A 12,773-nucleotide genomic window follows, 5' to 3' on the forward strand; every position below is an offset into this window, starting at 1 on the left:
GTTACTCCCCCCAACCAAACCCCCCTCCACCCGGGGGCCGGCGCCCCCCCCGGCGGGCCCCCGGGCCCCCCCCGCCCGGCCCCCGGGCGGGGGCGGCCCCCGCACGGGGGGGTCCGGCGGCCTCCGCCGTCTCCGGGCCGGTCAGACCCCGCTGGCGACCGGCTCCCGGTCCTCGGCGCCCGCGGCCGCGCCGGCCTCGTCGCGCGCGGCGCGCGCGAGCGTACGCGGGGTGTACCAGTTCCACTCGCCCAGCAGCTTCATGGCCGCAGGGAGCAGCACCACACGGATCAGCGTGGCATCGAGCAGCACCGCCACGGACATGCCGACCCCCGACTCCTTCATCGAGAGCTGCGGCAGCATGCCGAACACCGCGGCCACCGCGACCATCACGATCGCGGCGCCGGTGACCACACCGGCCGTGCTCCTGACGCCCTCCTCGATGGCCCGGGCGGTCGTCAGACCGCGCTCGTGCCCCTCGCGGATCCGGCTGACGACGAAGACGTGGTAGTCCATGGAGAGCCCGAACAGGAACACGAACAGGAACAGCGGCACCCACGAGGCGATCGCGCCGGTGCTGGTGAAGCCCAGCAGCCCCTCGCCCCAGCCGTGCTGGAAGACCACGACGACCACGCCGTACGCCGCGCCGACCGACAGCAGGTTGAGCAGCAGCGTGAGCCCGGCGATGACCGGCGAGCGGAACGAGAAGAGCATCACGAAGAAGGTGAACACGAGGACGAACCCGGCCACCCAGGGCGCCGCGTCAGCGAGGTGGTCACTGCTGTCCACCGAAGCCGCCGTGGTCCCGCCGACCGCCACCTCGGCCCCGGCCACGCGGCCGAAGGTCTCGGGGACCACCTTCTCGCGCAGCGTGCGCAGGGCCGCCACGGAGGCGTCGTCGGTACCGGAGCCGGCCAGGCCGACCGTGGCGATGCCCACGGTGCCGTCCCCGCCGCTCTGGAAGGTCACGGGGCCGCTGAGACCCTCGGTGGTGCGGGCCGCCGCGCGCAGCCGCTCGACCGCCGCCGTCACCTCGGGCGCCGCGGGGTCGTCCGTACGGATCACGATCTTGGCGGGGGTGCCGGAGCCGGGGAACGCCTCCTGGATGCGGTCGTACGTACTCAGGATCGGCAGGCTGCGCGCGGGCAGGTCACCGGTCCCCGGCTCACCGGTGTGCAGGGAGAACGCGGGCACGGCGAGGGCGGTCAGCGCGCCGCCGCACAGGAGCAGGGCGGCCAGCGGGCGCCGCAGCACCGCGGCGAGCACGGAACCCCAGCCGCGCGCCGGGCGCGCGGCGGTGTCAGCGGCAGCGGCAGCGGCACCGGTACCGGCGGTCCGCCGGGCCCGGTTCAGGAAGGGCAGCCGCCCCTTGTCCACCCGGTCGCCGAGCAGGGAGAGCATCGCGGGCAGCACGGTCACCGAGCCGAGGACGGCCGCGGCCACCACGATGATCGTGGCGCTGGCCATGCCGAAGAAGATGCCGTTGCCGGACAGGAACAGACCGGCCAGCGAGACGATCACGGTCAGGCCGGAGACCACGATGGAGTGACCGGAGGTCGCGGCCGCGGCGGCCACCGCGGCGTCCGTACCGTGGCCCAGGGCGCGCTCCTCGCGGAAGCGGCGGATGTAGAAGAGCGAGTAGTCGACACCGACGGCGATGCCGATGAGGGACATCACCGAGGTGCCGTTCTGGTCGACATGGACCAGCTGGCTGGTCAGCGCCAGCAGTCCGCCCGCCGCGATCACCGTGGTGAGGGCGAGCAGCACCGGGAGCAGCGCCGCGACGAGCGCGCCGAACGCGATCAGCAGGATGCCCAGGGTCACCGGGAAGGACAGGAGCTCGGCGTTGCCGTAGTCGGTGTGCAGCTTGTCGTCGTAGAGGCGCGAGAAGGAGGCCTCGCCGAACTGCTCGACGCGCAGGCCGGGGTGGGCGGCGCCGGCCCGGCCGACGGCGTCGAGGACCGGCTGGACCTTCTCCTTGGCCTTGAGCGGCCCGTCCTTCATCTCGAACTGCACCAGCGCGGAGTGCCGGTCGGCCGATACCGCGGCCGCGCCGGCCGGGTCCAGCGGTGAGACGACGTGGTCGACGGCGCCGGTCCCGGTGAGTGCCTTGACGGTGTCGGCGACGGCGGCCCGGAAGGCTCCGTCCTGCGCGGTGAGCGTGTCGGAGTGGACGAACACCACCTCGTGGGCCGGGAGTTCGAAGCCCGCCCCTGCCAGGATCTGCTCCGCCCTGCGGGCCTCGCCGTTCGTCAGCTCGGCCGGTGTCGGGGCCGCGGGCTGCACGAACCCGCCGACGACGGTGGTGACGACGACGAAGGTGAGCCACAGCAAGACGGCCGCCCAACGGTGGTGGGCACTCCAGCGCCCTGCGGCCTCGGCGAGGCTGCGCCTGCTCTTCACGGATTCTCCAGTGCTCGGGTGGTTCGGGGGAAGGCGGCTCCGGTGAGCCCCGCAAGGTCAGGAGAGGGCGGCCGTGCGGAAGGTTCCCGTGGATTTCCGGTGGACTTCCCGTCCGGGCGGCGGCGCCCTCCCCGGGCCTCCGGCGCGTCCGGGGCGCGTCTCCCGCGGAATCCCGGGGCGCGTCTCCCGCGGAATCCGGTGGGAACCTTCCGGCCCGCGGGCTCCTCCTGACTGGACAGCAGAGAGGAGCTCCCATGAGCGCGAACACCCGGCGCGAGGCCCCCGGCGGGCCGCCGCCGATGCCCGAGGTCGAGGGCGTCACCCATCACCACGTGCGGGTCAACGGCTTCACGATGCACATCGCGGAGGCCGGCGAAGGCCCTCCCGTGGTGCTGCTGCACGGCTTCCCGCAGCACTGGTACGCCTGGCGCCGGATCATCCCGGACCTGTCCGCCCACTACCGGCTGATCTGCGTGGACCTGCGCGGTTTCGGCTGGTCCGACGCGCCCGCCTCCGGATACGACACGGACACCAGGGTCGACGACGTCCTCGCGCTGCTCGACGCGCTCGGGCTCGACCGGGTCGCTCTGATCGGCCACGAATGGGGGGCCTGGGCGGGGTTCATGCTGTGCCTGCGCGCACCCGAGCGGGTCAGTGGCTATCTGGCGCTCAACATGGTCCACCCGTGGCCGCTGCACCGGCGGATGCTGCCCCAGGCCTGGCGCTACTGGTACACCGCGGTCCTCGAATTCCCGCTGCTGGGCCGGTGGGTGCTGCGCAATCGGCCCCAGTTCACGCGATTCCTGCTGCGCAAGGGGTACGTCGACGGCGCGGGCCGGGACGAGGCGGCGGTCCGGGAGTACCTCAGGTCCGCCGCGGAGCCCGCGCGCGCCCGGGCGGGCGAGGCGCTCCACCGCTCCTACGCCCTGAGGGACGTCGCCGGTCTGGCCCTCGGCCGGTTCAAGAAGCTCCGGCTGACCACGCCCACGCTGATCCTGGCCGGGGAGAAGGACTTCGTCCTCCCGCCGGGGGTGCTGCCGGGCGGCGAGCGGTACGCCGACGACCTGCGGGTCGAGGTGGTCGAGGGCGCCGGTCACTACGTGCACGAGGAGCGGCCCGACCGGGTGGTGGAAGCGGCGAAGCGGCTCTTCGGCGGCGGTGGGGGCGGCCTCGGCTGACGCGCACGGTCGGCCGGATCGCCGATCCGGCCGGCCACCGCCGTCCCGCCCCCGCCCGGTGGACCCGGCGTGCTCAGCCGGCCCACCGCGCGGCGACGCGGACGCGCGCCCGCTCGATCACGCGCCGGGCGCGCGCCTCGTCCCGGGGGCACGGACGCCGGTCGAGGGGCGCGCCGTCCGCTGGACGCAGCCCCCCGAACACCGCGAAGCGGGTCCCCCCGCCCTCCGCGACGGCGGCCATGCCGCCGAACACCTCCGGGCTCTGCATCAGGCACCACCCGGGCTGCAGCACCAGGTCGAAGCGGCCCTCCCGGCCGCACGGCCCGCACGCCCGGGCCGTGCGCCCCCGCGGACCGTCCTCGACGGTGAGGGACAGCAGACCCGGCACCAGGTGCGGAAGCTCGCGCTCCAGATCGGCGGCGACGGTCCACACCTCCGCGAACGGCGCGTTGATGTGGGCCTCCGCGTGCATCGGGGCGTCCAGTGCGGCGGCGAGGACGCGCATGCGGCGTACGGGGTCGAATTCGGGCACCCCCGGCGTCGCCCTCACCGGGTCCACGCTGCCCGGAAGCCGTGGCGGGCGCGGTGCAGCCGCGATTTCACCGTCCCGTGGGACACGTTCAGCAGCGCGCCCGCGGCCTTCTCGTCCAGGCCGCGCACCGCGCGCAGGACCAGCACCTCGCGGTGCGCCTCGGGCAGCCGGCGCAGTACGTCGCGCACCTCGGCCGCCACCTCGTGGCCGCCGACGGGCCGGTCGACGATCTCGGACACGGGGGTCTCCCGGGCGGCGCGCCGGGCGACGCGGACGGCCTCGCGCAGGGTGACCGTACGCACCCAGGCGTACAGGGCGGTGGGGTCCTTCAGCCGGTCGAGGCCCTGGAAGACGGCGATCAGGGACTCCTGCACGGCGTCGGCGGTGTGGCCGTGCGCGATCGGGCGGCACAGCCGGGTGACGTACGGGGTCAGCAGGTCGATCAGATCGTTGAGCGCGATGGCATCGCCCTCCTGCGCGGCCCGCACGAGCACGGCCGCCCGGGCCCAGGGCGTCCGCGCGCCCTCCCCGTCATCGGCGCAGTGATGCGGCGGGACGGTCCGCTCCGTGTGGGTCATCGGCCCCTCCTCTTCCTGTTGCGGTGGGTCGTCATCCCTACAGAGGGCGCACCGGCGGCCCGCACTCCATCGGATCCCCGCGCGGGCCCGATCCCGGGCAGGACGGCGGGAAAGGGACGTCGCGCGGCCGGAATCCAACTCTCCGAATAAATAAAAGAATTCGATGGAGTGTGATGCCCCCTCCGGCCGCTCTTACTGGTGTCGGAGCGACGAGGCCGGGCCCACACCACACCCCGCCGCGCAGCCGGAGGCGCAGACCGTGCCCCGCAGTGCCGAACGTCGCCTTCCCGTTCCAGACCTTCCTTCCGGACGCCTGAAGTCCGGACGCCCGCCCCAGTGTCCGGGTGTCCGGGCGTCCGGACCTCCCGGACCTTCTTCCCGCTGACCGGCCTACCTGAGGATTTCCCATGCCTGATGTCTCCGCGCTGCAACTCGACTCGGTTCCCCGGCCGACGGCTCCCCTCGGTGTCCTCCCGGCCATCGCCGCCGAGAAGTTCCCCGACACCCCCTTCCTCTCGGACACGCCGTGGAACACCTACGGCGGCCCGGTCGCGACCATCGCCGACTTCGCCCGGGCCGTCGAGGACTACGCGGACCGCTTCTGGGCGGCCGGCATCCGCCGCGGCGACGTCGTCGCCGTCGTCCAGCGCAACCACATCGAGGTCGAGGGCGTGATGTGCGCCCTCGGCCGGATCGGCGCCCTGCCCGCGCTGCTCTCCTCCGCGATGGAGTCCGGCGAGATCCTGGAGTGCCTGGCCCGGTTGGAGAGCCCCTACCTGCTGGTGGACTCGTACGGGCTGGCCCGGCTCGCCGATTCGCGGCACGCGCTGACCCTGCTCACCCGCCGCGTGCTGGGTCTGGAGGAGTCCGCGCTCAGCTGGGTGGCGCCCGTCCAGGAGCGCGCCGCGCACGTCGCCGACCCCCGTGACGAGGACGAGTGGTTCGTCATCACGCACTCGTCGGGAACCACCGGCTCGCCCAAGCTCTGCGCCCACTCGACCCGTTCGCTGTTCGGCATGGTCGCCCCGATGATCATGATCTTCCGCGACCAGTACTCGATGCAGGACCTCAACGCCAAGCACCTGTCCTTCGTCCACGCCCGCACCTGCGCCGGCACCCTCGCCTCGCTCGAGATCGGCATGCCGTCCCTGGCCATCGCCGACCCCGACCCGGTGAACGTCAAGAAGCTGCTCCTGGAGCACAAGCCGACGTCCATCGAGACCCACCCGAACATGTACATCCAGTGGGAGCCGCTCGCCGACGACCCGGACCGCCCGCTGGCCCCCGTCGAGCGCTTCATCAGCACCTTCGACGCCATGCACCCGAGGACCGTGCGCGCCCTGCTGGCCGCCTCCGACCGTCCCGGCGCCCACTACTTCCAGGCGTACGGGCAGACCGAGACCGGGCCCATCTGCCTGCGCATCGTCACCCGCGAGGAGTCCGCGGACTACTCGCCCCGCAACGTCGGCCACGCCGGCGGCGGCTTCGAGATGCGCGTCGTCGACACCGACGGCGCCCCGGTGCCCGCCGGGACCGAGGGGCGGATCGAGACCCGCTCCATGGGCCGCATGCGCGGCTACGTCGGCGGCGACCCCATGCCCGCCGACGACGCCTGGTGGCCGATGGGCGACATCGGCCGCCTCTTGGAGGACGGCTCGCTCGAACTCCTCGACCGCGTGGTCGACCACGTCGACGGCGTCGGCAGCCTGCTGGAGAAGGAGGACCACCTGTTGGAGGCCCTGCCCGAGCTGGTGGAACTCGTCCTGATCCGCACCGACGACGGCGCCCTGATCGCGGTGGCCTGCCCCCGGCCCGGCACCACCCCCGACGTCGAGCGCTTCCACGCCGCGGCCAAGGAAGTGGGTCTGCCCGAGACCGAGGTCCGCTTCTGGGACTGGGAGGCCGTCCCCGTCACCGGTTCCTACAAGGTGCGCCGCGCCGTACTGCGCCGCCGCCTCGCGGGCCGGGTCCGACCCGCGCCCGCCGTCGTCCCCGCCCCCGCCCCCACGAAGGAGGTCTGAGCACCGTGGTGCACCTGTGGACCCTGCTGTCGCGGTCCCTGCACGAGAGCGCCGCTCTCCATGTCCCCGGCAAGCGGGAGGAGCCCTTCTCGGGGCCCGCGCTGACCGACCGCGCCGAACGCACCGCGGGAGCCGTCCTCGCCGCGTTCGACGGGCGCCCGCCCGCCCGGATCGGCCTGCTCATGGCGAACGGCGAACCGTGGGTCCGCGGCTTCCTCGCCGTCATGCGTCTTGACGCGGCCGCCGTGCCGCTGGCCCTGCCGGTGGCCTTCGGCGGAGTGGACGCGTACGCCGCCCACGTACGCCGGATCGCGGCCGACGCCTCGCTCGACACGATCCTCGTCGACGCGAGCATGGGCCGCCGGCTCATCGCCCGCGTCGCCGAGGCCGTACCGGGAGTCCGCTTCCTCGACATCACCGAACCACCAGAACAGCAGGCGCAGCTGCCCGAGTTGGGGGCGGGCGGCGACGCGCCGGCCGTCATCCAGTACACCTCGGGCAGCACCTCGGCCCCCAAGGGCGTCCTCGTCAGCCACGACAACGTCAGCGCCGGACTCGACGTCATCGCGCGCGGCACCGGCTGGGCCGATGACGACGTCCTCGGCCAATGGCTGCCGCTCTTCCACGACATGGGACTCTTCAGCCTCCTCAACGCACTGCGCCGGGGCTCCCCGGTGCACCTGTGGGAGCCGGGCGACTTCGTCCGCCGCCCCCTGCGCTGGCTGTCCGCCTTCGCCGCCTCCGGCGCCACCATGACCCCGGCACCGAACTTCTTCTACGACTACCTCGTCTCCGCCGCCGCCCGTGGCATCCCGGAGGACCTGGACCTGTCCCGCTGGCGCTACGGCGGCAACGGCTCCGAGCCCGTCCGGCTCGCCAGCCTGGAGGCCTTCCACGACACCTTCCGCGGCCACGGCCTGGGACGGTACGTCGTCCAGCCCAACTACGGCATGGCGGAAGCCACGTTGATGGTGACCACCGGAGCACCCCGCTCGCCCTACCGCGCCCTGGAGGTCGACCGCGACCACCTCTCCATCGGGGACCTGGTGCGCCACTCCGCCGAGGCCGGCCCCACCACCCGCACCGTCGTCTCCTGCGGCCCGGCCGTCGAGGGCCTGAGCGTGCGGATCGGCACGGTCGACGGGGTCCCGCTGCCCGAGGACACCGTCGGGGAGATCCAGATCGAGGGCGCCCCGGTCACCTCCGGATACCTCGGACTGCCCGCCGCACAGCAGCCGTTCACCCCGGACGGACTGCTGCGCACCGGAGACATCGGATTCCTGCACGACGGCGAGCTGTACGTCATGGGCCGCCTGAAGGCCATGGCCGTCGTACGGGGTCAGAACTACTACGCCGAAGACGTCGAGGACATCGTCAAGGGGACCCAGGGGGTGGGCCGCCAGTGCGCCGCCTTCGCCTGGGACGAAGACGGCGAGGAGCGCATGGTCGTGCTGTGGGAAACCCGACTCGACGCGGGGGCGGCCGCCGCCGTCGGCCGCGAGATCGCCACCCGGCTCGCCGAACACCTCGGTCTCGGAGCCGTCGACATCGTCCCCGTCCCGACCTCCGCCCTGCCCTCCACCAGCTCGGGAAAGATCAAGCGCTCCGGCGCCGCGGACCTCTACCGCGAGCACGCGGCCACCACCACCGCCCCGCTCAACTCCACCGAAGGAAGCCTGTCATGACCCAGACCCAGACCCAGACCCAGAACACCGCAACCGCCCCCGCCGCCGCCGTCCTGGGCGTCGTCGTCCGCGCCCTCGCCGCCCACTCCGGAGCCGCCCCCGACAGCATCGACACCGGCAAGCCGCTCGCCGCCATCCCCGGCATCGAGTCCGTGAAGGCCCTGCGCGCGATCACCGAGATCGAGGACGAGCTGGGCGTGGCCATCCCGGACGACTTCCTCTTCGAGACCGCGACCGTCGGCGAACTGGCCGGATTCGTCGTGTCCCTCACCGCGGAGGCGGACGCCGGATGACCGTGGAAACCTCTCCCGCCGACGCCCTGCTGCCCGCGCTCGGCCGGTTCACGACCGTCCCCGCCGACAGCGCCCGCTACGACACGGACATCAGCTCCGCCGCACAGGCCCTGCGCGCCACCCCGGCCCAGATATCCCGGCTCGCCGACCACGGCCTGCCGCACACCGCGGACGCCGAGCGCGGCCCCCTCTTCGACTACGACGACATCATGAACGTCGGCATGTTCTGCGGCACCGGACAGACCGTGCCCGAACTCGGACTGCGCTTCCTGATGCGCTTCGCGAGCTCTCCCGAGGCCAGCTGGTTCGAGCCGCGCGACTGGGAGATCGGCGTCCACCCGGCCCGTACGGCGGGCGGCGCCGAGCCGGCCGAGGGCGTCCGGCTGCCCACCGTCACCGTCCGCGTGCCCGACCTCGCGGCCCCCGGTGTCACCGCCCTCTCGCCCGGCTTCGACGGACCGCTGCGCGAGAACGGCTACGAGGCCGCCGTCCGCCTCACCGGCGCCCGGCACACCGTGCGCGACCCGCGCATCCTGGAGGCCTGGCACGAGATCGTCGACGCGCTCGCGGCCCGCCGGGTCACCTACCAGACGGTCCCCGAGGTGCTGCGCGCCGACCACCACCGGGCCTGGGACCTCGGCATCGCGGACTGCATGGTCGCCTCCCGGCTGCTGGCCGACCGGCTGCGCGCGCAGGGCTTCGAAGCCCGCGCCCGGCGCGGCTACCTGCTCGGCCTCTTCGGCAGCGACCACTCCTGGTGCGAGGTCGTCGAGGACGGCGTGGCCAAATCCCTCGACCCCGTCTTCGCGTTCGTCGCCACCGTCGGCGACGAACGCGGGGTCGCCGAGTCGCCCGCATTCGCCCGGGCCTGCCTGGGCAGCCGGTTCAACCGGCTGCTGCCCTGCCGCACCGACAGTGCGGAGCCCCTCGTCTACTTCGACGGCGAACCCGCCCCGTACTGGGCGATGGTCGGCGTCGGCGCCCGCCCCCGGAGGTCCCAGTGAACACCGCCCGCACCCTCGTACGCAGCAGCCTCGACCACCCGGTGCTCCTCGACCGGATCGGGGACGAGGACGACCTGTCCGGAGCCGGGGTCAATTCCGGTGAACTCATCCGCCTCGCCCTCGCCTGCGAGGACCACCTCGGCCGCGCCCTGGGCGACGAGGAACTCGCCGGACTCACCACCGTACGGGCCGTGGCCGAGCTGATCGGCGAACTCGTCCCGGAGGAGCCCGCTGACATGTGGCTCGCCCAACTGATCCAGCGCGGACTGGACCGGCGGCCCGACGCCCTCGCCCTGCGCGACGTCCGCCGCGACGTCACCTGGACCCGGCTGCACCGTGACGTCCAGGCCCTGGCCACCCGGCTGCGGTCCGGCGCGGCAGCGGGAGACGGGTCCGGCGCCTCCACGGCGGGGTCCGGCGCCGCACCCGGCGACCGCGTCCTCGTCGTCAGCGGCAACCGGGTCGAGGTCCTGGAGACCTACCTGGCCTGCGCCCTCGCCGGACTCGTCGCCGTCCCGGTCAACCCGGCGCTGGCCGATCCCGAACTCCTCGCCGTCCTCGACTCCGTCGAGCCGACCGTCGCCGTCGTGGAAGGCGCCGCCGCGGCCCGGCTGCGGGCCGCCCGCCCCGGACTCGACCTGCTGGACATCACCACGGTCGAGGCGCTCCCCGATGCCGGAAGCCCCCTCGACGCCGGCGCCTCCGGCCAGGGCGATCCCGTCGCCATCCTGCACACCTCGGCCACCACCGGCCGGGCCAAGGGCGTCGTCGTGGACCAGCGCTCGCTCCAGGTCAACGCACTGTCCTGGATGGCCGACGTCCGTCCGGAGCCGGAAACCCCCTTCCTCAACGCGGGTCCGCTCTTCCACGGCAGCATGGTCATCGCCCTCGACCACCTCGCCGCGGGCGGCACGGTCTGCGTACTGGACCGCTTCACGCCGCAGGGATGCCTGGCCGCCCTCGAGACCTGGCGGATCGAACACGCCTTCCTCGTCCCCTCCATGGTGCGGCTGCTGCTCGACGCCAAGGGCCTGCCCGACGCCGACCTCAGCGCGCTGCGCCTGCTCCTGTACGGCGCGGCGCCGATGCCCGAAGACCTCGCCCGCGAGGCCCGCACCCGCCTCGGCGCCGACCTGCAGGGCATCTACGGCATCACCGAGGGCGGCGGCCCCGCCCTGTCCCTGCGCCCCGACGACCCGGTGGGACCGCCCCCGGTACCCGGCGCCGTGTGCCTGGGCACGCCCATGCTCGGCACCCGCACGCGGATCGTGGCCGACGACGGCCGCGAGCCCGGGCCCGGCGGCATCGGCGAGCTGCACCTCGGCGGCGACGGGCTGATGCAGGGCTACTGGAAGAACCCGGACGCCACCTCCGAGGTGCTGCGGGACGGCTGGCTCAACACCCGCGACCTGTGCTGCACCGGTGCGGACGGCCGGATCTGGACCGTCGACCGGCGCAACGACCTGATCCTGCGCGGCGGCCAGAACGTGTACCCCGCCGAGATCGAGCACGTACTGCGCCGCTCGCCCCACGTCGCCGACGTGGTCGTCGTACCCCTGCCCTCGGAGATCTGGGGCCAGGTCCCCGTCGCCTTCGTCCAGCCCGCGGAGGGGTGCCGGTTCGACGCCCTGGAACTCCTGGACCTGTGCGTCGAGGGGCTCGCCGCCTACAAGCGGCCCGGCCACTTCCTCCCCATCGACCGCGTCCCCCGCAATCCCGCGGGCAAGGCCCTGCGCGTCCAACTGCGCGAACTGGCAAGAGAACTCACCACCGGAACGGAGCACGCAGCATGACCCCGCCCGACTTCACGCGGCCCGAGGTACTGACCGCACTCGCAGGGGACTGGGTGGTCCCCGTGGCGGGCAACGCCGTCATCTCCTGGGACTACGACCAGCGCAACGAGCGGATGCTGCGCCTGTACACGCAGGGCAAGCAGCGCCAGTGGGACATGGACGACCGGCTGGACTGGGACCACGAGGTCGACCCCGACAACCCGCTCGGCCTGCCCGACGACTTCATCTCCATCGCCGGTTCCCCCCTGTGGGAGCGCCTCCCCGAGGCCGACCGGGCGGTCATCCGCCGGCACACCAGCGGTTGGCTGTACTCCCAGTTCCTGCACGCCGAACAGGCCGCCCTGGTGGGCTGCGGCAAGATCCTGCTGGCCGTCGAGGAGCTGGACTCCAAGCTCTACGCGGCCACCCAGATCGTCGACGAGGCCCGCCACGTCGAGGGGTTCAACCGCTTCCTGCACACCAAGATCGGTCTGCGGTACGGGCTGTCGCCCTCCATCAGCGCGATGTTCGAGCACGCCATGCGCGAGCCCCGCTGGGACTTCGCCGTCCTCGCCGCGCACATCCTGATCGAGAACATGGGACTGGCCACCTTCGGCGTGCACCGCGAGCGCCTCCAGGACCCGCTGGCGCGCTCGTTCAGTGCGTACGTCGCCCGCGACGAGGCCCGGCACGTGGCCTTCGGCCGCCTGCTGCTGCGCGGCTACTACCCCCAGCTCAGCGAGGCCGAGATCCGCGAGCGCGAGGACTTCGTCGTGGAGGGGTGCTGGGCGCTGCGCGACCGCTACGTCGACGACGACATCTGGAACACGCTCGGCTACGGCGAGGAAGCGGTCAAGGCGGCCCGGCGCTCGCCCGCCAAGCGGGAGTTCCGGCGGCTGGTGTTCATGCGGATCGTGCCCGGGCTGAAGGAGATCGGCATGTTCGGACCGCGGGTCCAGGAGGGCCTGCGGAAGATGGGGGTCCTCGGCTTCGCGGACGTCGACGAGGCGGCGCTGCGCGAGCTCGACGACAAGGCCGCCGTGGACGAGCTGACCCGGCGCGACCTCGAGGTACGGCGCCTGGACATCGAGCAGTTCGCCGCGCTGGGCGGCCGGCCCGCGCCCGAAACGGCCTGAACTCCCGCGCCCGCAGCGGGCTGAACTCCCGTGCCCGCAGCGGCCTGAACTCCCGCGCTCGCAGCGGGCTGAACTCCCGCGCCCGGCACGGCCCGAACCTCGGCGGCCCCGACGGGGCCGCCGCTCACGGGCCGCCGCCCGCCGCCGAACCGTCCGCCACCGGCCCGGTCGGCC

Annotated in this window: 10 protein-coding genes; 7 read left to right on the top strand and 3 right to left on the bottom strand. The window is 73.5% G+C overall.

Annotated elements, in window-relative coordinates; genetic code table 11:
- Window positions 1–141: 141 nt before the first annotated feature.
- A complete protein-coding gene (locus ABT084_RS36765; protein ID WP_351053862.1) occupies window positions 142–2,400 on the bottom strand; it encodes an MMPL family transporter in 2,259 nt (752 codons plus the stop codon).
- 254 nt (window positions 2,401–2,654) lie between these two features.
- Here ABT084_RS36765 and ABT084_RS36770 point away from each other — a divergent pair, with 254 nt between their 5' ends.
- Window positions 2,655–3,578 (top strand): alpha/beta fold hydrolase, encoded by a 924-nt coding sequence (locus ABT084_RS36770; RefSeq protein WP_351053865.1) that lies wholly within the window; start codon window positions 2,655–2,657, stop codon window positions 3,576–3,578.
- Window positions 3,579–3,651: 73 nt separating this feature from the next.
- Here ABT084_RS36770 and ABT084_RS36775 read toward each other — a convergent pair whose 3' ends face one another.
- A complete protein-coding gene (locus ABT084_RS36775) occupies window positions 3,652–4,128 on the bottom strand; it encodes a hypothetical protein (RefSeq protein ID WP_351053867.1) in 477 nt (158 codons plus the stop codon).
- Window positions 4,125–4,688, bottom strand: coding sequence for an RNA polymerase sigma factor (locus ABT084_RS36780; RefSeq protein ID WP_351053870.1), 564 nt, complete (start codon window positions 4,686–4,688; stop codon window positions 4,125–4,127). Before ABT084_RS36780 ends, ABT084_RS36775 begins: the two co-directional genes overlap by 4 nt.
- A 407-nt stretch (window positions 4,689–5,095) precedes the next feature.
- On the opposite strand from ABT084_RS36780, the gene ABT084_RS36785 reads away from it, so the two are divergent.
- Genes ABT084_RS36785 through ABT084_RS36810 form a run of 6 tightly spaced genes read left to right on the top strand, consistent with a single transcriptional unit; the run spans window position 5,096 to window position 12,599 of the window.
- Window positions 5,096–6,709: a class I adenylate-forming enzyme family protein gene (locus ABT084_RS36785; RefSeq protein ID WP_351053871.1), complete on the top strand. Its 1,614-nt coding sequence runs from the start codon at window positions 5,096–5,098 to the stop codon at window positions 6,707–6,709.
- A 5-nt stretch (window positions 6,710–6,714) separates the two neighbouring features.
- A complete protein-coding gene (locus tag ABT084_RS36790) occupies window positions 6,715–8,394 on the top strand; it encodes an AMP-binding protein (RefSeq protein ID WP_351053873.1) in 1,680 nt (559 codons plus the stop codon).
- On the top strand, window positions 8,391–8,687 hold the full coding sequence (locus tag ABT084_RS36795; protein WP_351053874.1) for an acyl carrier protein: 297 nt from the start codon (window positions 8,391–8,393) through the stop codon (window positions 8,685–8,687). The genes ABT084_RS36790 and ABT084_RS36795 overlap by 4 nt, the downstream gene beginning before the upstream one ends.
- Window positions 8,684–9,691, top strand: coding sequence for a hypothetical protein (locus ABT084_RS36800; protein ID WP_351053876.1), 1,008 nt, complete (start codon window positions 8,684–8,686; stop codon window positions 9,689–9,691). The genes ABT084_RS36795 and ABT084_RS36800 overlap by 4 nt, the downstream gene beginning before the upstream one ends.
- Entirely contained in the window at window positions 9,688–11,484 is a 1,797-nt protein-coding gene (locus ABT084_RS36805; RefSeq protein WP_351053878.1) for an AMP-binding protein, read from the top strand. The genes ABT084_RS36800 and ABT084_RS36805 overlap by 4 nt, the downstream gene beginning before the upstream one ends.
- The gene (locus tag ABT084_RS36810) at window positions 11,481–12,599 is read left to right on the top strand and encodes a diiron oxygenase (RefSeq protein ID WP_351053880.1); all 1,119 of its coding nucleotides are present in this window, start codon (window positions 11,481–11,483) and stop codon (window positions 12,597–12,599) included. Before ABT084_RS36805 ends, ABT084_RS36810 begins: the two co-directional genes overlap by 4 nt.
- Window positions 12,600–12,773: the final 174 nt, after the last annotated feature.

It is taken from the genome of Streptomyces sp. NPDC002138 (assembly GCF_040296485.1).
Lineage (GTDB): Bacteria > Actinomycetota > Actinomycetes > Streptomycetales > Streptomycetaceae > Streptomyces.